General features: G+C 71.2%; 18 protein-coding genes, 1 tRNA gene and 1 riboswitch. Of the genes, 12 read left to right on the top strand and 7 right to left on the bottom strand.

What is annotated here, in order from left to right:
- Positions 1 to 36 precede the first annotated feature (36 nt).
- Positions 37 to 208, top strand: a riboswitch (cyclic di-AMP (ydaO/yuaA leader).
- Between the two features lie 3 nt (positions 209 to 211).
- The 7 genes from ACZ6I1_RS05205 (at position 212) to ACZ6I1_RS05175 (ending at position 7991) form a co-directional block, all read left to right on the top strand.
- Positions 212 to 913 carry a transglycosylase family protein gene (locus ACZ6I1_RS05205; protein ID WP_469283279.1) on the top strand — a complete coding sequence of 234 codons (702 nt, stop codon included), beginning with the start codon at positions 212 to 214 and terminating at the stop codon, positions 911 to 913.
- A gap of 286 nt (positions 914 to 1199) precedes the next feature.
- The gene (gene eno, locus ACZ6I1_RS05200; protein WP_469283276.1) at positions 1200 to 2495 is read left to right on the top strand and encodes a phosphopyruvate hydratase; all 1296 of its coding nucleotides are present in this window, start codon (positions 1200 to 1202) and stop codon (positions 2493 to 2495) included.
- Positions 2496 to 2600: 105 nt separating this feature from the next.
- Positions 2601 to 3092, top strand: a complete 492-nt coding sequence (locus tag ACZ6I1_RS05195; protein WP_384225154.1) for an FtsB family cell division protein — start codon at positions 2601 to 2603, stop codon at positions 3090 to 3092.
- Between the two features lie 43 nt (positions 3093 to 3135).
- The gene (locus ACZ6I1_RS05190; RefSeq protein WP_469283274.1) at positions 3136 to 3675 is read left to right on the top strand and encodes a DUF501 domain-containing protein; all 540 of its coding nucleotides are present in this window, start codon (positions 3136 to 3138) and stop codon (positions 3673 to 3675) included.
- On the top strand, positions 3672 to 4658 hold the full coding sequence (locus ACZ6I1_RS05185; protein ID WP_469283272.1) for a Ppx/GppA phosphatase family protein: 987 nt from the start codon (positions 3672 to 3674) through the stop codon (positions 4656 to 4658). Before ACZ6I1_RS05190 ends, ACZ6I1_RS05185 begins: the two co-directional genes overlap by 4 nt.
- Before the next feature lie 473 nt (positions 4659 to 5131).
- The gene (locus ACZ6I1_RS05180; protein ID WP_469283270.1) at positions 5132 to 6517 is read left to right on the top strand and encodes an NAD(P)/FAD-dependent oxidoreductase; all 1386 of its coding nucleotides are present in this window, start codon (positions 5132 to 5134) and stop codon (positions 6515 to 6517) included.
- A gap of 136 nt (positions 6518 to 6653) precedes the next feature.
- A complete protein-coding gene (locus tag ACZ6I1_RS05175; RefSeq protein ID WP_469283268.1) occupies positions 6654 to 7991 on the top strand; it encodes a class I SAM-dependent methyltransferase in 1338 nt (445 codons plus the stop codon).
- A gap of 77 nt (positions 7992 to 8068) precedes the next feature.
- Here ACZ6I1_RS05175 and ACZ6I1_RS05170 read toward each other — a convergent pair whose 3' ends face one another.
- Together ACZ6I1_RS05170 and ACZ6I1_RS05165 are read right to left on the bottom strand one after the other, a co-directional pair.
- On the bottom strand, positions 8069 to 10621 hold the full coding sequence (locus tag ACZ6I1_RS05170) for an ABC transporter permease (protein WP_469283265.1): 2553 nt from the start codon (positions 10619 to 10621) through the stop codon (positions 8069 to 8071).
- 53 nt (positions 10622 to 10674) lie between these two features.
- Complete coding sequence (locus ACZ6I1_RS05165) at positions 10675 to 11439, bottom strand: ABC transporter ATP-binding protein (RefSeq protein WP_469283798.1); 765 nt, start codon at positions 11437 to 11439, stop codon at positions 10675 to 10677.
- A gap of 486 nt (positions 11440 to 11925) precedes the next feature.
- Between ACZ6I1_RS05165 and ACZ6I1_RS05160 the strand changes: the two genes are divergently transcribed.
- Together ACZ6I1_RS05160 and ACZ6I1_RS05155 are read left to right on the top strand one after the other, a co-directional pair.
- Positions 11926 to 12007 (top strand) — tRNA-Leu (locus ACZ6I1_RS05160).
- A gap of 146 nt (positions 12008 to 12153) precedes the next feature.
- On the top strand, positions 12154 to 13008 hold the full coding sequence (locus ACZ6I1_RS05155; RefSeq protein ID WP_469283264.1) for a Bax inhibitor-1/YccA family protein: 855 nt from the start codon (positions 12154 to 12156) through the stop codon (positions 13006 to 13008).
- 120 nt (positions 13009 to 13128) lie between these two features.
- On the opposite strand, the gene ACZ6I1_RS05150 is transcribed toward ACZ6I1_RS05155, so the two are convergent.
- Positions 13129 to 13359: a DUF4287 domain-containing protein gene (locus ACZ6I1_RS05150; protein WP_069920555.1), complete on the bottom strand. Its 231-nt coding sequence runs from the start codon at positions 13357 to 13359 to the stop codon at positions 13129 to 13131.
- A 101-nt stretch (positions 13360 to 13460) separates the two neighbouring features.
- Here ACZ6I1_RS05150 and ACZ6I1_RS05145 point away from each other — a divergent pair, with 101 nt between their 5' ends.
- Positions 13461 to 13796, top strand: a complete 336-nt coding sequence (locus ACZ6I1_RS05145; protein ID WP_469283261.1) for a hypothetical protein — start codon at positions 13461 to 13463, stop codon at positions 13794 to 13796.
- On the opposite strand, the gene ACZ6I1_RS05140 is transcribed toward ACZ6I1_RS05145, so the two are convergent.
- From ACZ6I1_RS05140 to ACZ6I1_RS05130, 3 genes are all read right to left on the bottom strand, one after another.
- Entirely contained in the window at positions 13780 to 14610 is an 831-nt protein-coding gene (locus ACZ6I1_RS05140) for a hypothetical protein (protein ID WP_469283796.1), read from the bottom strand. The two genes, ACZ6I1_RS05145 and ACZ6I1_RS05140, sit on opposite strands and share 17 nt — an antisense overlap.
- Before the next feature lie 287 nt (positions 14611 to 14897).
- Positions 14898 to 16118 (bottom strand): acetyl-CoA C-acetyltransferase, encoded by a 1221-nt coding sequence (locus ACZ6I1_RS05135; RefSeq protein ID WP_469283259.1) that lies wholly within the window; start codon positions 16116 to 16118, stop codon positions 14898 to 14900.
- A 216-nt stretch (positions 16119 to 16334) separates the two neighbouring features.
- Positions 16335 to 17369, bottom strand: a complete 1035-nt coding sequence (locus ACZ6I1_RS05130; protein WP_469283257.1) for an SGNH/GDSL hydrolase family protein — start codon at positions 17367 to 17369, stop codon at positions 16335 to 16337.
- A 134-nt stretch (positions 17370 to 17503) separates the two neighbouring features.
- On the opposite strand from ACZ6I1_RS05130, the gene ACZ6I1_RS05125 reads away from it, so the two are divergent.
- Positions 17504 to 18889 carry a cystathionine beta-synthase gene (locus ACZ6I1_RS05125; RefSeq protein ID WP_469283794.1) on the top strand — a complete coding sequence of 462 codons (1386 nt, stop codon included), beginning with the start codon at positions 17504 to 17506 and terminating at the stop codon, positions 18887 to 18889.
- A 324-nt stretch (positions 18890 to 19213) separates the two neighbouring features.
- On the opposite strand, the gene ACZ6I1_RS05120 is transcribed toward ACZ6I1_RS05125, so the two are convergent.
- Positions 19214 to 19585, bottom strand: coding sequence for a hypothetical protein (locus ACZ6I1_RS05120; protein ID WP_469283255.1), 372 nt, complete (start codon positions 19583 to 19585; stop codon positions 19214 to 19216).
- 140 nt (positions 19586 to 19725) lie between these two features.
- On the opposite strand from ACZ6I1_RS05120, the gene ACZ6I1_RS05115 reads away from it, so the two are divergent.
- Positions 19726 to 20568, top strand: a complete 843-nt coding sequence (locus tag ACZ6I1_RS05115) for a MurR/RpiR family transcriptional regulator (RefSeq protein WP_469283253.1) — start codon at positions 19726 to 19728, stop codon at positions 20566 to 20568.
- Positions 20569 to 20660 lie beyond the last annotated feature (92 nt).

Here is a 20660-nt window from a genome sequence, read left to right as displayed (position 1 = left end):
TCGCCGAATCCTGCCGGCGGACGGGGGGAACAGTCGTCGCGTCAAGCGCCGAAGGCAGGAGCGGGGGAACCAAGGTAGGTGCCGGGAGCGGCCGTTGAGAGACGGTCACGCCACCGGCTAGGGGTCAAGACGTGCGCTGGACGCACGGCCGGGCAACTCACTCGCCCGAACCCGACAGCTCACCTCGCAGGCGTCGGTGAGGAGAATCTCCATGCTGCTTTCCGGCAAGGGCAAGCACCGCCGCGGTACCGCCATCGAGCGCACCGCCCGCCTCGTCACGCTCGCCGGTGTCGCCGGTGTGGCCGTCGCCGCCCCCCTGATGGCCGCGGGCACCGCCAGCGCCGCCACCGCTTCCGAGTGGGACAAGGTCGCGCAGTGCGAGTCCGGTGGCAACTGGGCCATCAACACGGGCAACGGCTACTACGGCGGCCTGCAGTTCTCGTCCTCCACGTGGGCCGCGTACGGCGGCAAGGCGTACGCCGCGCAGGCCAACCAGGCCTCCAAGGCCCAGCAGATAGCCGTCGCGGAGAAGGTCCTCAAGGGCCAGGGCAAGGGCGCCTGGCCGCACTGCGGCAAGGGCCTGTCGAACTCCTCCTACACCGGCGGCGGCTCGACCGAGACCGCCCCGAAGCCCGAGAAGAAGACCGAGCCCAAGAAGACCCAGCCGAAGAAGACCGAGCCGAAGAAGGAGACGAAGCGCTCCGAGGCTCCGACCACCCGTTCCGAGCGCTCCGAGGCCCCGGCCCCGAAGACCGGCAACGGCTCGTACGAGGTCAAGTCCGGTGACACCCTGGGCACCATCGCCGAGGCCAACGGCGTCCAGGGCGGCTGGGAGAAGCTGTTCGAGCTGAACAAGGACATCGTCTCGGACGCCGACCTGATCTTCCCGGGTCAGAAGCTGAAGCTCAGCTGAACACCGCGGCAATAGCCGCGGCAGCTCCCGCGGCACGCACCCTCCCCACCGCCCGGCGCGTCTCCCCCCACGCGCCGGGCGGCGGCGTGTGCGCGGACACGGCCGTGCGGATCGGACCGCTCGGATCCGGAGCCCTATGTCCCGGAAGAGGGGTATTCGGTCCCTTTTTCGTCCCAGGACCCGGGCGGTCGGCTGGTCGAGCACCCGGATCCGGTTAGGCTCTAGGCGGCAAGGCCATCCCACGGCCTGATGCCACCGCACACCCAGCGTCACATCCCAGAAGGAGATGCTCGTGCCGTCCATCGACGTCGTCGTAGCCCGGGAAATCCTGGACTCCCGAGGCAACCCCACGGTCGAGGTCGAGGTGGGCCTCGACGATGGCAGCACCGGCCGTGCTGCAGTTCCGTCCGGCGCCTCCACCGGTGCCTTCGAGGCCATCGAGCTCCGTGACGGTGACCCCAACCGTTACTTCGGCAAGGGTGTCGAGAAGGCCGTCCTCGCCGTCATCGAGCAGATCGGCCCGGAGCTCGTCGGCTACGACGCCACCGAGCAGCGCCTGATCGACCAGGCCATGTTCGACCTGGACGCCACCGACAACAAGGGCTCGCTCGGCGCCAACGCCATCCTCGGCGTGTCCCTCGCCGTCGCGCACGCCGCGTCCGAGGCCTCGGACCTCCCGCTCTTCCGCTACCTCGGCGGCCCGAACGCGCACCTGCTGCCCGTTCCGATGATGAACATCCTCAACGGTGGGTCGCACGCCGACTCCAACGTGGACATCCAGGAGTTCATGATCGCCCCGATCGGTGCGGAGTCCTTCTCCGAGGCGCTGCGCTGGGGCGCCGAGGTCTACCACACCCTCAAGAAGGTCCTGCACACCAAGGGCCTGTCCACCGGTCTCGGTGACGAGGGCGGCTTCGCCCCGAACCTGGAGTCCAACCGCGCCGCGCTCGACCTCATCATCGAGGCCATCAAGCAGGCCGGCTACACCCCGGGCAAGGACATCGCGCTCGCCCTCGACGTCGCCGCGTCCGAGTTCTACAAGGACGGCAAGTACGAGTTCGAGGGCCAGTCCCGCTCGGCCGCCGAGATGACCGACTACTACGCCGAGCTCGTCGAGGCGTACCCGCTCGTCTCCATCGAGGACCCGCTGTTCGAGGACGACTGGGCCGGCTGGAAGACCATCACCGACCGCCTGGGCGCCAAGGTCCAGATCGTCGGCGACGACCTGTTCGTCACCAACCCCGAGCGCCTGGCCCGCGGCATCGAGGAGGGCTCCGCGAACGCCCTGCTCGTGAAGGTGAACCAGATCGGTTCGCTGACCGAGACCCTCGACGCCGTCGAGATGGCCCAGCGCAACGGCTTCAAGTGCATGATGTCGCACCGCTCCGGTGAGACCGAGGACGTCACCATCGCCGACCTCGCCGTCGCCGTGAACTGCGGTCAGATCAAGACCGGCGCCCCGGCCCGTTCGGACCGCGTCGCCAAGTACAACCAGCTGCTGCGCATCGAGGAGATCCTCGACGACGCCGCGGTGTACGCGGGCCGCAGCGCCTTCCCGCGGTTTCGCCCGGCGAACCAGTAAGCGCGGCAAGGGCTAATCACGCTCTGCCTCCGTACGTCCCCGCACTCGGTCCCGTACCGTGTGCGGGGACGTATTGCGTAGTGCGTACACAGGGGAGGCGGACCAATGGCCGGGAACCGGGATCGGTTCTCCACCTTCTCCACCGCGACCAGGCTCAAGCAGCTCGGCGAGCGGACCGCCGCCCACGTCTACCGCTCGCAGTCGCGCCGCCAGGTCCGCCGCAGCCGGCTGACCGGCAGGGCCGCGCTGCTGGTGCTCGTCCTCTGTACCCTGGTCGTCGCCCTCGCGTATCCGATGCGCCAGTACGTCTCCCAGCGTTCGGAGATCGCGGAGCAGCAGCGGGCCGCAGCCGCCGCGCGGGAGCGCCTGGAGCGGCTCCGCGACGAGAAGGCCCGCTGGCAGGACGACGCCTACGCCGAGCAGCAGGCGCGCAAGCACCTGCACTTCCTGCGCCCGGGGGAGATCGGCTACATCATGACCGACCCCGGGGCCCAGGCGGCCGCCGAGCGGCACCGGACCGGCCAGGCCGGCTCCGACCGTCCCTGGTACTCCAACGTCTGGGACGGCGTCGACAAGGCCGACCGCCCGGGCGACTGACCCACACTCCCAGCACACCGAAACGAAGAGACTTACTCCAGGCATGCAGACGCCCCCGCCCCAGACCGACCGGACCGAGCCGACCGACGCGGACATCGAGGCGTTCGAGCAGCAGCTCGGCCGCCCGCCGCGCGGGCTGCGCGCCATCGCCCACCGCTGCCCCTGCGGCCAGCCGGACGTGGTGGAGACCGCGCCGCGGCTCCCCGACGGCACCCCCTTCCCGACGCTGTACTACCTGACGTGCCCGCGCGCGGCCTCCGCGATCGGCACGCTCGAGGCCAACGGCGTGATGAAGGAGATGCAGGCCCGGCTCGCCGAGGACCCCGAACTCGCCGCCGCCTACCGGGCCGCGCACGAGGACTACATCCGGCGCCGCGACGCCATCGAGGTGCTCCAGGGCTTCCCCAGCGCCGGCGGGATGCCGGACCGGGTCAAGTGCCTGCACGTGCTGGTCGGCCATTCGCTGGCCGCGGGCCCCGGCGTGAACCCGTTCGGCGACGAGGCCCTCGCCATGCTGCCGGAGTGGTGGGCCAAGGGCGCCTGCGTCACCCCGTGCGCGCAGAAGAAGGAAGAGGCGCAGTGACCCGGGTCGCGGCCGTCGACTGCGGCACGAACTCCATCCGCCTCCTGGTCGCGGACTACGACCCGGCCACCGGCGACCTGGTCGAACTGGACCGGCGGATGACCATCGTCCGGCTCGGCCAGGGCGTGGACAGGACCGGGCGGCTCGCCCCGGAGGCGCTGGAGCGCACCTTCGCGGCCTGCCGCGAGTACGCGGAGGTCATCAAGGAGCTGGGTGCGCAGAAGGTCCGCTTCGTGGCGACCTCGGCCTCCCGGGACGCGGAGAACCGTGCCGAGTTCGTCCAGGGCGTCCTGGACATCCTGGGCGTCGAGCCCGAGGTGATCTCCGGGGAGCAGGAGGCGGAGTTCTCCTTCACCGGCGCCACCAAGGAGCTCACCGCCCACGACCACCTGGAGCGGCCGTTCCTGGTGGTGGACATCGGCGGCGGCTCGACCGAGTTCGTGGTCGGCGAGGAGCACGTGCGGGCGGCCCGTTCCGTGGACGTGGGCTGCGTGCGGATGACCGAGCGCCACCTGGTCCAGGACGGGGTCGTCAGCGACCCGCCGACCGAGGCGCAGGTGGCGGCCATACGGGCCGACATCGAGGCGGCGCTGGACCTGGCCGCCGAGACGGTCCCGCTGGCCGAGGCCCGCACCCTGGTGGGCCTGGCGGGCTCGGTGACCACGGTCGCGGCGATCGCGCTGGGGCTGCCGGAGTACATGTCGTCGGAGATCCACCACTCCCGGATCTCCTACGAGCAGGTCCGCGAGATCGCCGGCCGCATGCTGACGACGACCCACGCCGAGCGCCTGGCGATCCCGGTGGTGCACCCGGGCCGGGTGGACGTGATCGGAGCCGGCGCCCTGGTCCTCCTGGCGATCATGGAGCGCATCGGCGCCTCGGAGGTCATCGTCTCCGAGCACGACATCCTCGACGGCATCGCGATCAAGGCCGCGGAAGAGGTCGAGGCCGACGAGCAGCGTTCCGGCCTGCCGGACCGCTGAACATCGGTACACGCATCGGTGCGGCGCGAAGAGGCCGAACGGCGGGTGGGCCAGGGGGCGTAGGGGGTTTCGAGAGGGGCTCGGGGGGTCCCGAAAGGCCCTCCGAGGGGTCCCGGACGCCGTGATCCACACGAAGTTCGTGAAGTTCTTCACAAGGAAAAGAGGCCTGATGGGCCAACGGAAGGGCCTTCGGGGCCCTTCCCGAGGCTCTCAGGCCCTTTTTCGTGCCCGTTCGTGCGATCGGCGGACGCGACGGGTTCCGTGTCGGAGGTATGGACGAAGGCCGGTGGTCCAGTCCGGTTGAAGGCCTGGAGGCCAGTTCAGGACGGGTGAACAACGACTCCCGTTACACCGTGGTTCCCGTTGCGCGCCATGACCTCCGTCACGTGGGCGGCGGAGTGTAGCAGAGGCCTTCCGACACCTTGTGAAGGGGCTCACGAGCGACACCCCATTGGGTGCTGGATACTCGTTCCATGAGCACCACGGAGCGTCCCAGGATCCTCGTTGTAGGAGGTGGGTACGTAGGCCTGTACGCAGCCAAGCGCATCATGAAGAAGATGCGTTACGGCGAGGCGACCGTCACGGTCGTCGACCCGCGCTCGTACATGACCTACCAGCCCTTCCTCCCCGAAGTGGCCGCAGGCAGCATCTCGCCTCGGCACGTCGTCGTCCCGCTGCGACGCGTGCTGCCCAAGGCTGAGGTACTTACCGGCCGGGTCACCAGCATCGACCAGGACCGCAAGGTCGCCGTCGTCACGCCGCTGGTCGGCGAGGCGTACGAGCTGCCCTTCGACTACCTGGTGATCGCGCTCGGCGCCGTCTCCCGCACCTTCCCGATCCCCGGCCTCGCCGAACAGGGCATCGGCATGAAGGGCGTCGAAGAGGGCATCGGCCTGCGCAACCACGTACTCGAGCAGCTGGACAAGGCCGAGTCCACGACGGACGAGGACGTCCGCCGCAAGGCCCTCACCTTCGTCTTCGTGGGCGGCGGCTTCGCCGGCGCGGAGACCATCGGCGAGGTCGAGGACATGGCCCGCGACGCCGCGAAGTACTACGCCACGATCAAGCGCGAGGACATGCGCTTCATCCTGGTCGACGCGGCCGACAAGATCCTTCCCGAGGTCGGGCCCAAGCTCGGCACCTGGGGCAAGGAGCACCTCGAGTCCCGCGGCATCGAGATCTACCTCAACACCTCCATGGACTCCTGCGTGGACGGCCACGTGGTGCTGAAGAACGGCCTCGAGGTCGACTCCAACACCATCGTGTGGACCGCGGGCGTCAAGCCCAACCCGGTGCTGGCCCGCTACGGCCTGCCGCTGGGCCCGCGCGGCCACGTCGACGCCGAGCCCACCCTCCAGGTCAAGGGCACGGACTACATCTGGACCGCCGGCGACAACGCCCAGGTGCCCGACCTCGCCGCCCGCAAGGCCGGCGTGGAGAACGCCTGGTGCCCGCCGAACGCCCAGCACGCGCTGCGCCAGGCCAAGGTCCTCGGCGACAACGTCATCTCCGGCATGCGGGGCTTCCCGCAGACCGACTACGCCCACTCCAACAAGGGTGCGGTGGCGGGCCTCGGCCTCCACAAGGGCGTCGCGATGATCGTCATGGGCAAGATGAAGATCAAGCTCAAGGGCCGGCTCGCCTGGTACATGCACCGCGGCTACCACGGCATGGCCATGCCGACCTGGAACCGCAAGATCCGCGTCTTCGCCGACTGGACCCTCGGCATGTTCCTCAAGCGCGAGGTCGTCTCCCTCGGTGCGCTGGAATCCCCGCGCGAGGAGTTCTACGAGGCCGCCAAGCCGGCCCCGGCTCCCGCCGCGGCCGCGGCGCCGGCCCAGAAGGCCAAGGCCTCCTGACCCGGGCCTGACCGGAACACCCCCAGCACGTCCCCGAAGGGGCCGCCCGCCATCCGTGGTGCGGGCGGCCCCTTCGGCATGTCCCGCCCCGCGAATGGGTAGGCCGCTCTGTCGGAGCTTTCTGGAGGTGCCTACGATGACCGACGCCGCGCCGCGGCTGGCCGCACTAGCCGAGACCCTGCTGGGCGCCCCGCTGCCCGTCCGCATACGGGCCTGGGACGGCAGCGAGGCCGGGGCCCCCACCGGTCCCACGCTGGTGCTGACCCACCGCCGGGCCCTGCGCCGCATGCTGTGGAAGCCGGGCGAGCTGGGGCTGGCGCGCGCCTGGGTCGCCGGGGACCTCGTCGTCGAGGGCGACCTCTTCGACCTGCTCGACCGGGTGGCCGGGCTGCTCTGGGAGCGGGAGGCCGCCGCCGCGCCCACCGCCCCCGCCAAGCACGCCCGGCTCGCCCGCGCCGGCAGCACCCTCGCCCTGCTGCGCGACCCGGCCGCGCGGGCCGCCGTACGCGACCTCGCCACGCTGGCCCGGCCGTGGCCCGCGCCCGCCCCGCCGTCCGAGGAGGCCCCCCGCCGCAGCGGGCCCATACACTCCAAGGTCCGCGACCGCGCGGCCGTCAGCCACCACTACGACGTCGGCAACGAGTTCTACGGTCACGTGCTCGGGCCGTCCATGGTGTACTCCTGCGCCTACTGGAGCCCCGGGGCCACCCTGGAGGAGGCCCAGCGCGACAAGCTCGACCTGGTCTGCCGCAAGCTCGCCCTCACGCCCGGCGCCCGCCTCCTGGACGTCGGCTGCGGCTGGGGCTCCATGGCCCTGCACGCCGCCCGGGAATACGGGGTCCAGGTCACCGGCATCACGCTCTCGAGCGAACAGGCCGCGTACGCCCGCAAGCGGGTCGCCGAGGAGGGCCTGGCCGACCGCGTGGAGATCCGCGTCCAGGACTACCGGGACGTCAAGGACGGCCCGTACGACGCCATTTCGTCCATCGGCATGGCCGAGCACGTCGGCGCCGACCGCTACCGCGAGTACGCCCGCACCCTGCACGCCCTGCTGCGCCCCGGCGGCCGCCTGCTGAACCACCAGATCGCCCGGCCCCCGGAGCCCGACGAAGAGGCCTACCGGATCGACGAGTTCATCGACGCGTACGTCTTCCCCGACGGCGAGCTCTCACCGCTCGGCAGCACCGTCGGCGAGCTGGAGCGGGCCGGCTTCGAGGTCCGCGACGTGGAGGCGCTGCGCGAGCACTACGCGCTGACCCTGCGCGCCTGGGTGGCCCGCCTGCAGGCCCACTGGGACGAGGCCGTGCGCCTCACCTCGCCCGGCAGGGCCCGGGTCTGGCTGCTGTACATGGCGGCCTCCGCGCTCGGCTTCGAGCACGGCCGGCTCGGCGTCAACCAGGTCCTCGCGGTGCGCCCCGGGGCGGCCGGGGACTCCGGGCTGCCGCTGCGGCTGCGCACCTGGGGCGGCGCCTGACGTCCCGTACGGCCCATGGCAAGGGCCCCGGGGCGCGTGCCCCGGGGCCCTTCGTGCATCAGGGAACAGCCGCTCCGCTACTCCGTCTTGATGGCGGTGAGCATGTTCAGCCGGGCGGCGCTGCGGGCCGGCCACATGGCGGCCAGGACACCGACCACGGCGGCCAGCAGGAGGAAGATCCCGATCCGGTCCCACGGGAGGACGAGCTCGTAGTTCGGCATGGCGTTCGCCAGCGTGGTGCCCACGGCCCAGGCGAGGAAGACGCCGATGGCGACGCCGAGGACCGCGCCGAAGAGGGAGATCACCACGGCCTCCAGGCGGATCATGTTCTTGACCCGGCTCCGGTCGAGGCCGATCGCCCGCAGCATGCCGATCTCCTGGGTCCGCTCGAAGACGGACATCGCCAGGGTGTTGACCACACCGAGCACCGAGATGATCAGCGCCATGCCGAGCAGGCCGTACATGATGTTCAGCATCGTGTTGATCATGCCGCCCATCTCGTTGCGCATGTCCTGCTGGGTGGCGACGGTGATCGCCGGGTTCTTGCCCAGGGCGTCGACGACCTTCTGCTGGCCGGCCGCGGACTCCCCGCCGTCGACGTTGACGTACACCTCGCGGACGTACTGCTCCTCGCTGTGCTCGCTGAGGATCTTGTTGTCGATGACGTACGGGGAGAGCAGCCCGTCCATGTCCTTGTAGACCGCGCCGACCTTCAGGGTGCCCTGGCTGCCGTCGTCGTACCGGACCTGGAGGGTGGAGCCGACGGCGAGGTTCTGCTTCTTCGCGGTCTTCTCGGCGACGGCCAGCTCGCCCTTGCCGAGGCTGTCCAGCGAACCGCTCGTGACCTCGATGTTCAGCATCTGGCCGATGGTGGCGGGGTTGACGCCGGAGGCCGAGCGGAAGTCCTCGCCGACCATGAAGTAGCCGGCCGCCTGCGGGGAGACCGCCTTGATCCCGGGTGCCTTGGCCAGGGTCTCGGCCACCGACTTGTCCAGGCCGCCCATGTCGCTCGCCATGGAGACCCGGTAGTCCGCCCTGAGCTTCTCGGTGCTCATCCGGTCGACGACCTTGCCCACGGTGATGCCGAGCACCGACAGGGTGGTGACCAGGGTCAGGCCGATCGCCAGGGAGGCGGCGGTGACGGCGGTGCGGCGCGGGTTGCGGACGGCGTTCTGGGCGGCCAGCTTGCCGGGGACCCCGAACACCTTCTGCAGCAGCGGGCGGACGGCGGCGATGACCGGCCTGGACAGCAGCGGCAGCAGCACGATCATGCCGATGAGCATGAAGAACGCGCCCGCGCCGATGACCATGCGGCCCTCGTCCTTGCCCATGGACACGCCGAGCAGGACCAGGCCGACGGCGAGGACGCCGATGACCGAGCCGATGACGTTGCGCAGCACCAGGGACTTCGCGCTGGCCGGCAGGTGGGCGCTGCCCATGGCGGCGACCGGGGCGATCCGGCCGGTGCGCCAGGCCGGCAGCACCGCGGCGATCGTGGTGACCAGGATGCCGACGACCAGGGCCGCGGCCACGGTGCCCGGCGCGATCACGAGGGCGCCGCCGGGGAGCTTGGCGCCGAAGGAGCCGATGAGGGAGCGGATGGCCACGGCCAGGCCGACGCCGCTGACCAGGCCGATGACGGCGGACAGGGTGCCGACGACCAGGGCCTCGGCGAGGACCGAGCGCATGACCTGGCCGCGGTTGGCGCCGACGGCGCGCAGCAGGGCCAGCTCCTTGGTGCGCTGGGTGACCAGCATGGTGAAGGTGTTGTAGATGAGGAAGACGCCGACGAAGAGCGCGATCCCGGCGAAGACGAGCAGCATGGTGCCCAGCTGGCCCAGACCCTTCTCGATCTCCTTGGCCTGCTCCTTGGCGAGCGCCGCGCCGGTCTGCGCCTTGGTGTTCTCGCTGTCGAGCAGCGGCTTGATCTCGGCGAGCAGCCGGTCGGCGGAGGCGCCCGCCTTGGCGGCGACCGACAGCTCCTGGTAGTAGCCGGGCTTGAGGTAGAGCTCCTGGGCGACCTTGGTGTCGAAGAGCACCAGGCTGCCGCCGGCCTGGACGGCGCCGTCCTCGGTGGTGAAGACACCGGCGAGGGCGTACTCCTTGACCGGGCCGTTGGTCGCGACGCGGACCCTGTCGCCGACCTTGTACTTGCCCGCGTCCGCGGTCGCCTTGTCGAGCGCGACCTCGCCGGCCTTGACGGGGCCGGCGCCCTGGACGAAGGCGTAGCGCGGGTCCTTGCCGTCCTTGACGGGCGCGTAGTTGGCGCCCTTGTTGGACCAGCCGGCGCCGATCAGCTTGCCGTTCTCGTCGCCCACACCGGCGAAGCCGGAGACGCGGCCGGAGACGGAGTCCACGTCCTTGAGGGCCTTGACCTTGTCGAGGGTCGCCTGGCTGAGGCCGGGCTCGCCCTCCTTCTGGCCGTTCTCGTCGCGGCCCTGGCCGTACGAGGTGACCGAGACGGCCACGCCTTCGTAGCTCTTGGCGGACTGGCCGGACAGGGACTTCTCGAGGGTGTCGGTGAAGACGAGGGTGCCGGAGACGAAGGCGACGCCGAGGGTGACGGCGAGCACCGTCATCAGCAGCCTGGCCTTGTGCGCGAGCACGTTGCGCAGGGCGGTACGGAACATGGGGTCTCAGTCCTGGATCTGGAAGTCTGGAGGAGGGCTGGGGATGACCCCGGTCAGCTGGTGCGGCCCTTGGCGTCGAACGCCTTCATGCGGTCCAGCACGCCGTCGGCGGTGGGGCTGATCACCTCGTCGACGATCCGGCCGTCGGCGAGGAAGATGACGCGGTCCGCGTAGGAGGCGGCGACCGGGTCGTGGGTGACCATCACGACGGTCTGGCCGAGCTCGCGGACGGAGTTGCGCAGGAAGCCCAGGACCTCGGCGCCGGAGCGGGAGTCGAGGTTTCCGGTGGGCTCGTCGCCGAAGATGATCTCGGGGCGGGAGGCCAGGGCGCGGGCGACGGCCACGCGCTGCTGCTGGCCGCCGGAGAGCTGGGTGGGGCGGTGGGAGAGGCGCTCGGAGAGGCCGACCATGCTGATCACCGAGTCCAGCCACTGCCGGTCGGGCTTGCGGCCCGCGATGTCCATGGGCAGCGTGATGTTCTCCAGGGCCGTCAGGGTCGGCAGCAGGTTGAAGGCCTGGAAGATGAAGCCGATCTTGTCCCGGCGCAGCTGGGTGAGCTGCTTGTCCTTGAGGGAGCCCAGTTCGGTCTCGCCGATGCGCACGGAGCCGGCGGAGAAGGTGTCCAGGCCGGCCACGCAGTGCATCAGCGTGGACTTGCCGGAGCCCGAGGGACCCATGATCGCGGTGAACTGGCCCTGCGCGAAGTCCACGGTGACGTTGTCGAGGGCGACCACCTGGGTCTCGCCCTGGCCGTACACCTTCGAGAGGCCGGTGGCGCGGGCGGCCACGGCCTGGGTGGTGTGCGGGGCGTAGTTCATGGTGGTCACGGGAGCGACTCCTGTCGGGGCGGGGCTGCGGACGGGCGGCTGCGGTCCGCTGGTCTGCGGGACTCCTCCATCGTCGCCGCGCCCACCCCCGCTCCGGATCAGCCGCGGTGCCCGTTCCCAGGCCCACTGGAGTCTGACCGCGGGTGGGCCCGTCTCCTCCTCTGGTATGACAGGGCCCTGACGACGGGGTGGCGGCGCGGGGCGGCGGCGGGGCGACGGGCGGGTGGCGGTGAGGGTGGCGCGCGGGGTGGCGCGGGCCGGGTGACGGGCCGGGAGCGGGCCATCGAAATCCCGTCATTCCCAGCTCGGGCGTGATCGTCGCCGAGAAGGGGCGGACCGTGCGTTCTGGGGCCTGACGATCCCTCAAGCGCCAATAAAATCAGACAACATCGGATAGACGGCCCGTTGGCGACGAGGGCGTTCCGGATAGGCTCGGCACAGCGTTCAAGGCTTTTTCCACGGGGGCCGCCACGCCCTGCCCGGATGGTGGAATGCAGACACGGCGAGCTTAAACCTCGCTGGCCTTCGGGCCGTGCCGGTTCGAGTCCGGCTCCGGGCACTCCGTAGGCCGCGAGGGGCCGGGCTCTTTATCCCCTGCGCTGTGCCGTGCCTTCTCCTAAGATCCTCCTCCAGCAGTAGGGTGCTTTCTTTGCGAGCGCATTACTCTTGATGCAAGGCCGCGCTCGGTGGCCACGGAGGAGTGAGATGAGGAGCAGCAACCCGGTCTTCTCGCGACGGGGGTTCAGCCGCGACACCGGTGGCTACGCGGGGTTTGACGCGCAGCACCAGCAGGCCGGGACCGCGACGAACCCGTACGCGACGAACCCGTATGCGACCGACCCGGCCACGGGCATGCCGCAGGCGCCGGTCCGCGCGAACGCGATGACCATGGACGACGTGGTGAGCCGCACGGGCATGACGCTCGGCACGCTCATCGTGACGGCGACCCTGTCCTGGATCATGCTGCCGGTCGACCCGGCCAACCTGGGCAAGTCGTACGGCATCGGCATCGGCGCGGCGCTCGTCGCGTTCGTGCTGGCCATGGTGCAGTCCTTCAAGCGCAAGCCGGTCCCGGCCCTGATCCTGGGATACGCGGCGCTGGAGGGTGTCTTCCTCGGCGTCATCAGCGCGGCCACCAGCACCTACCTGAGCCCGGGTGTCGTCATCCAGGCCGTGATGGGCACGATGTGCGTCTTCGCCGCCGTGCTCCTCGCCTACAAGATGGGCTGGATCCGGGTCAACCGGCGCTTCGCCGGCTTCGTGATGGCCGCCGCCATGGGCTTCATCCTGCTCATGGTCGCGAACTCGCTGTTCGCCCTCTTCGGCGGCGGTGACGGCCTCGGCTTCCGCAGCGGCGGCCTCGGCCTGCTGTTCGGCGCCATCGGCGTCATCCTGGGTGCCTGCTTCCTGGCCCTCGACTTCAAGCAGGTCGAGGACGGGCTGGCGTACGGCGCCCCGCGCGAGGAGGCCTGGCTGGCCGCCTTCGGTCTGACGCTGACCCTGGTGTGGATCTACCTGGAGATGCTGCGCATCTTCCAGATCCTCTCGGGCGACGACTAGCAGGGCCGGCAGCCGCTGCAGGCTGCCGGTCCCACAGCAGGGGGAAGGCCCCGCGAGCGACTGCTCGCGGGGCCTTCCCGCGTTCGAGGGGAACAGGGATCGGGGGGCGAGGGGGAGGGCTCAGCCGAACCGGCGGGCGGCTCTGCGCAGGTCGTACTCGTGGATGATCGCCTTGGCCTGGCCGTAGGACAGCTCGTGCGCGCCGCGCAGCCAGCTGACCTTCTCCTCGAACCGGACGAGGGAGGGGCCTTCGTCGACGGTGCGGAGCCAGTCGGAGAGCTCACGACCGGTGGCCTGGGGGATTCTGTCGATCATGTTCCGGTGTGTCTGCTCGGAGAACTCTACGGACATGGGCGCCTCCGGAAGGTTTGCCGTGCTGTTCTCTTCACGCCACCGTGCCGGAGAGTTCGCCCGTTGGCAATGGTGCCGGGACGGCGCGTAAGGTCGGCCGGGTGCTTGATACTTCGCCCCTGACCGCCGTCGTGGAACGTTTCGCCGACCGGCTGCGGGCCGCGCCGCAGAGCCGCCTCCGGCAAGGAGCCGCCGCCGCGGCGCTGGAGCTGGCCCGCGAGCTCGCCGCGCGGGCGCGGACCCTGGAGGGCCTCCCGCCGCACGAGATGCCGGACGCGGGGATCTTCGTCGTCGGGGACCAGGTGGCGGTGGCCGGGCGGGACCTCGCCGAGGCGCTGCGCTCCGTACGCGCGCCGGACAGCGCGAAGGCCCCGTCCGAACTGCTGGACGAGGCCGTGCGCCTGGTGGAGCAGGCGGAAGTCAGAGCGATGCGATGACGCGGTCCGCGAGGATGTAGACGTTGCTGTCCGGGTCCTCGGCGTCACCGCAGGAGAAGGTGAGCGCATAGGCGCCGGAGATGCCCGAGCCGCCCAGCAGCACCGGCGCGGTGCCCGAACGCAGCGCCTCGGCGAGCCGCTCCGCGGTCTCCCGGTGCCCCGGGGTCATGCAGAGCGTGGTGCCGTCCGTGAACACGTACACGTCCAGGGTGCCCAGCGGGCCGGGGCGGACGTCCGCGAGGGCCGTACGGGCCTCCGCGAGCTCCTCGAGGCGGCTGACGGTGCGCTCGTGGTCGGCCCCGTGGTGGCGCTGGACCGGCACGAAGTCGGGGTGCGAGGGGTGGCGCCGGCGGGCGGCGGCCAGCTCGGCCGAGTCCTCGGGGTACTCCTCCACGGACTCCTCGCCCAGGACGGGCTCCAGACCCACCAGATCGGCCTGCCGGGGCAGGAAGACCGGGCTGTCCTCGCCGAAGCCCGGCAGACCGCCCAGCAGCGCGCTGGGGGCCTCCCCGGCGAGGCGGGGCGAGGCGTCGGCGGCGTCACGGGCCTCCTGGGCGGCCCAGAAGGCCCGCGCCTCGGCGAGCTCGCGCTCGCGCTCCTCGGCCAGGGCCTCGGCCACGGCGGCTCGTATCTCGGCGGCGGGGGACTGCACGGCGCTGCGGGCGTGCGGGACGCTCGCACCGCGCGAGTGGACCGGCGTGGCCAGCTCGCCGCGCAGGGCCGTGACCTGCTTACGCAGACCGTGGACGGCGTGCAGCGCAGCAGCGCCCACGGCCGTGGCAGCGGCCGTGGTCAGCAGCAGGGCAAGAGACATGGCGCTCACTGACTAACTCCTGATTGATTCGGTCCCCCGACTTCCTACATCAGCTTGACCTGACCTGGGAATGGCATGCAGTGCATTACGTCATGAATTGGACAGGGCTTTCGTCCCGAAGCCCCCGTCCGCATATCGTCTGACCTGCATAAATGCCGATCCCCCAGGAGATAGGTCACATCCTGGGGGAGATTCGGTCACAGGTTGGCCGCGACGGGGTTGGATCCGACGCCAGTACGCCGCAAGGGATCAAGCGAGACCCCTTGCGGTGTCTGGGGACGAGGGCCTCAGCTCAGGCGCTCGATCACCATCGCCATGCCCTGGCCGCCGCCCACGCACATGGTTTCGAGGCCGAACTGCTTGTCGTGGAACTGCAGGCTGTTGATCAGAGTGCCGGTGATGCGGGCACCGGTCATCCCGAACGGGTGACCGACGGCGATGGCCCCGCCGTTGACGTTCAGCTTGTCCAGCGGGATCTCCAGGTCCCGGTAGGACGGGATGACCTGCGCCGCGAAGGCCTCGTTGATCTCGAACAGGTCGATGTCGCCGACCGTCAGGCCGGCCCGCTTCAGGGCCTGCTTCGACGCCTCGACCGGGCCCAGGCCCATGATCTCGGGGGAGAGGCCGGTGACGCCGGTGGAGACGATCCGGGCCAGCGGGGTCAGGCCCAGCTCGCGCGCCTTGGTGTCGCTCATGATGACCAGCGCCGCGGCGCCGTCGTTGAGCGGGCAGCAGTTGGCGGCCGTGACCAGGCCGTCGGGGCGGAAGACGGGCTTGAGGCCCGAGACGCCCTCCAGGGTCACGCCGGCGCGCGGGCCGTCGTCGGCGGAGACGACCGTGCCGTCCGGGGTGGTGACCGGGGTGATCTCCCGCTCCCAGAAGCCGTTCTTGAGGGCGGCCTCGGCCAGGTTCTGCGAGCGGACGCCGAACTCGTCCATGTCCTGGCGGGTGACGCCCTTGAGGCGGGCCAGGTTCTCGGCGGTCTGCCCCATCGCGATGTACGCGTCGGGGATCAGGCCGTCCTCCCGCGGGTCGTGCCAGGAGGCGCCCTCGCTCTGGGCGACGGCGGCCGTACGGGCCTCCGCGTCCGCGAAGAGCGGGTTGTGGGTGCCCGGCATGCCGTCCGAGGAGCCGTTCACCGACCGGGAGACCATCTCGACACCGGCCGAGATGAAGACGTCGCCCTCACCGGCCTTGATGGCGTGCAGGGCCATCCGGGAGGTCTGGAGCGAGGAGGAGCAGTACCGGGTGACCGTGAGGCCCGGCAGGTGGTCCATGCCCATCTGCACGGCGACGATACGGCCGAGGTTGTGGCCCTGCTCCCCGCCGGGGAGGCCGCAGCCGAGCATCAGGTCGTCGATCTGGCGCGGATCCAGCTCCGGGACCTTGGCGAGCGCGGCCTGGATGATCGTGGCGGTCAGGTCGTCCGGGCGGACGTCCTTGAGCGACCCCTTGAAGGCGCGCCCGATGGGCGAGCGGGCGGTGGAAACGATGACGGCTTCGGGCATCGGGGCTCCAAGGGGGGTGCGTCGTTGCGGGACCGCATGCGAAGTTACCGCCCCGTACGGTCGAATTCACCGGGCGGAGGGTGTGATGCCGGTCGCTCCCGCACGCGCGCGGCCCTGGGCGGGCCCGTACGGGTGTGCGGTTGCGCGGCCCGCTGCTGGGGCCTGCCCCGGGTCCCCGTTCCCCAAACTCCCCCGGCCACCCGCCGGGCCGGCCGGTCAGGCCGGGCCGGAGACGCCCGCGGGAGGGGCGGTCGGGGAGGTGACGTCCTCGGCCTGCACCCGCCGACGGCGCCGGTGCTTGAGCAGAGCCCAGGGCCCGCGGGCCGGCGTGACCTCGGTGCCCGCCTGGCCGGCCGCGGCCGACGCCGCCTTCGCCACCAGCAGCATGTCCTCGTCCCGGGACACGTCCAGCCGGTCGGACTCCGGCCACAGCCCGAGCGCCGCGCACAGGGTCGGCAGCACGGCCATGGCGGCGGTCGCATACCCCTCGGCCGAGGGGTGGTAGGAGTCCGGGCCGAACATCTCGCGCGGATTCGCGGCGAACTCGGGGCCCAGCAGATCTCCCATGGAGACCGTACGGGCGCCCAGCGCGACCACTCCTATGGTCTGCGCGGCGGCCAGCTGGCGCGAGACCCGCCGGGCCACCCAGCGCAGCGGCTGGTACACCGGCTCGATCGTCCCCAGGTCCGGGCAGGTCCCGACCACGACCTCGGCGCCCGCGAGCCGCAGCCTGCGCACGGCCGAGGTCAGGCAGCGCACCGACTGGGTCGGCGGCATCCGCCGCGTCACGTCGTTGGCACCGATCATGATCACGCACACGTCCGGAGCCGGCCCGCCCTCGCCGGCCGGCCCGTCGAGCAGCAGGCCCACCTGCCGTTCCAGGTCGTCCGACATGGCTCCCGACAGGGCCACGTTGCGCAGTTCGACGGGCCGCTCGGCCACCGCCGCCAGCCCGGAGGCGAGCAGGGCCGCCGGAGTCTGCCGGGCCCGCCGTACGCCCAGTCCCGCGGCCGTGGAGTCGCCCAGCATGGCCAGGCGTAGCGGTCCCGGGCCCTGCGCCGAGCCGCTGAACTCGCTCCCGTACAGCCCGTCCGCGCGCGGCGGATCCGGCAGCCCGGTCCCCACCGTGCGCTTGGCGAACTGCATCTCGGCCAGCACCAGTCCCACCGCGGCGACCCCGACCAGCCCGAGTCCGCCCCCGCCGTACGCTGCCCCCGCCGCGATCCGGCGGGCCGTTCTCGCCCTGGACACCCTTCAGGCCACCTCGCTTCCCTGCCTGCTCCTGTTGACCTTCCTGCCCCGTACGCACGGTCGGCCAATCCCTTTCCGCATACTCTGGCCCTGCCTCCCGGAGAACCCGTGGAGTCCCCTCCTTGGAGAACATGGTGCAATTCCACGACTCGATGATCAGCCTCGTCGGCAACACCCCGCTGGTGAAGCTCAACCGTGTGACCGAAGGCCTCCAGGCCACCGTCCTTGCGAAGGTCGAGTACTTCAATCCCGGTGGGTCCGTGAAGGACCGGATCGCCGTACGGATGATCGAGGCCGCCGAGCAGAGCGGAGCGCTCAAGCCCGGTGGCACCATCGTTGAGCCGACCAGCGGCAACACGGGTGTAGGACTCGCCATCGTGGCCCAGCAGAAGGGCTACAAGTGCATCTTCGTCTGCCCTGACAAGGTCTCCCTGGACAAGATCAACGTCCTGCGCGCCTACGGGGCCGAGGTCGTGGTCTGCCCGACCGCCGTCGACCCCGAGCACCCGGACTCGTATTACAACGTGTCCGACCGCCTCGTGCGCGAGACGCCGGGGGCCTGGAAGCCCGACCAGTACAGCAACCCGAACAACCCCCGTTCGCACTACGAGACCACCGGTCCCGAGCTGTGGGAGCAGACGGACGGGAAGATCACCCACTTCGTCGCGGGCGTCGGCACGGGCGGCACGATCTCCGGTACCGGCAACTACCTCAAGGAGGTCAGCGGCGGGAAGGTCAAGGTCATCGGCGCCGACCCCGAGGGCTCGGTCTACTCCGGCGGCTCGGGCCGTCCGTACCTCGTCGAGGGCGTCGGCGAGGACTTCTGGCCGACGGCGTACGACCCGAACGTGACCGACGAGATCATCGCGGTGTCCGACAAGGACTCCTTCCAGATGACCCGCCGCCTGGCGAAGGAAGAGGGCCTGCTGGTCGGCGGCTCCTGCGGCATGGCGGTCGTCGCCGCGCTGAAGGCCGCCGAGGGCCTCGGCCCCGACGACGTGGTCGTCGTCCTGCTGCCCGACAGCGGCCGCGGCTACCTCAGCAAGATCTTCAGCGACGAGTGGATGGCCGGTCACGGCTTCCTCGAGGAGGCCGGGCCCTCCGCGCGCATCGGCGACGTGCTCAGCGACAAGGAGGGCGGCATCCCCTCCCTCGTCCACATGCACCCCGAGGAGACGGTCGGCGAGGCCATCGAGGTCCTGCGCGAGTACGGCGTCTCGCAGATGCCGATCGTCAAGCCGGGCGCGGGCCACCCGGACGTGATGGCCGCCGAGGTCATCGGCTCCGTGGTCGAGAAGGAGCTCCTCGCCGCGCTGTTCGCGCAGCGGGCCTCCCTGAACGACCCGCTGGAGAAGCACATGAGCGCCCCCCTGCCGCAGGTGGGCTCCGGCGAGCCGGTGTCCGAGCTGATGGCGGTGCTCGGCGAGGCGGATGCGGCGATCGTGCTGGTCGAGGGCAAGCCGACGGGTGTCGTCAGCCGCCAGGACCTGCTGGCGTTCCTGGCCAAGGCCGCGAAGTAGCCGTCGTCCCGCCCGGCCCACGGCCGGGCGGGACGCGTGCGCGGGGCCCGGCGGGGATGTCGCGCAAACGGTACGGGCCCGACACGTAGCGGCAGCACCGGCTTAACACGGCTCCGGCACAGTAGTGGTCGTCGGCAGGAGCGGAAAACGCTCCCACGCACCTCCGGAGCGGCTCCCGGACCGCGTGTACGCCACCGGATGCGGACGGCCCTGACCCGGCCCGTGTCCTGGGCGGGGACCGCCGTCGTCCCGCCCCCGGGCAACCGGGGTGCGGCGGTCCCCGCACACCTCTCTTGTGCGGGCCAGGACCGGCCCGCCGGTGCTCTATTCGGCGGACCGCCGCCGCCCGAGGCGCTTGGCGGCGTGGACGAAGTTCACGCCCAGGATGCCGCCCCAGGCGACCAGCAGGCCCGCCAGATGCGCTTGGGTGGCGGCGATGGCCGACAGCGGAATCGCCAGCACCAGCGTGATGATCGCGAAGCCGAAGCGTTCGCCGAAGTTCCCCTCCTCCGGATCGGGGCGGCGGCCCCCGCGGGCCGCGGACAGGCGTTCCTCCGCGAGTCGCCGCCGGACCTGCGTCTCGACCTTCTCGACGAACGAGTCCACCAGTGCGGCCTCGTACTCCGGACCCAGCTCCCGCCGGGCGTCCAGCGCGGCATCGAGTTCCTTCTTCAGCTCTGCGGCGTGCGCGTCCATGCCCCCACCGTAGGAAGCACCGCAGGCCCCGGCACTGGGGCTAGCCCCCGTATCGCCCCGCGGTCGCGGCTTGCCGTGCTGCATAACCACATGCAGAGTGCTCGGTGACTGAATAACTCACCGGGACGGAGGGGACGGGAATGAGCGACAGCCCGGCCGCGCGGCTGCAGAAGCTGTTCGAGGGGCACCGGCTGACGCCGACCCAGCGGCGGATCGCCCACTGCATGGTGCGCGGGGCGGCGGAGGTGCCCTTCCTGTCGAGCGTGGAACTCGCCGAGCTGGCCGGGGTGAGCCAGCCCTCGGTGACCCGGTTCGCGGTGGCGCTGGGCTTCGACGGGTATCCCGCGCTGCGCCGGCACCTGCGCGAGGTGGCCCCCGCGGAGCGGCCGGAGACCGTGCACGAGGACGCGTACAACGAGTACCAGCAGGCCGTGCAGGGCGAGATCGAGAACCTGCGGCAGCTCGCGGCGATGCTCGCCGACCCCTCGCCCGTCCAGGAGGCGGGCCGGATGCTGGCCGCCTCCACCCCGCTGCCGGTGCTCGGACTGCGGGCGGCGTCCTCGCAGGCGCGCGGGTTCGCGTACTTCGCCGCCAAGGTGCATCCGGACGTACGCCTCCTCGACGAGGGCGGCTCGATGCTGGAGGACCGGATCGACGCCGCCGTCGGCGCGGGAGCCTCGGCGCTGCTCTGCTTCGCGCTGCCGCGCCACCCCCGGGAGGTCGTGGACGCCCTGGAGCGCTCCCGGCGGGCCGGGCTGACCGTGGTGACGGTCGCGGACTCGGCCTTCGCCCCGGTGGCCCGCCACTCGGACCTGCTGATTCCGGCACCGGTCGGCACCGGCCTGGCCTTCGACACGGCGTGTGCGCCGATGCTGCTGGGCCGGGTGCTGCTGGAGGCGATGGCGGACGCGCTGCCGGACGCCCAGGCGCGGCTGGAGGCCTTCGACGCGAGGGCCGCCGCCCGCGGGCTGTTCGTGGATTAGGGGGTGTCTGACGGAGGTCCGCGGCGTCGCGATGCCCGGCACGCACTCTCGCCGCACCGGCCGAAAGCCCACGTACGTCCAGTACGCGGGCA

It is taken from the genome of Streptomyces sp. NPDC046303 (assembly GCF_055588085.1).
The sequence above is the reverse complement of the archived record's forward strand: the minus strand, read 5'-3'. Positions and strand labels throughout refer to the sequence as shown.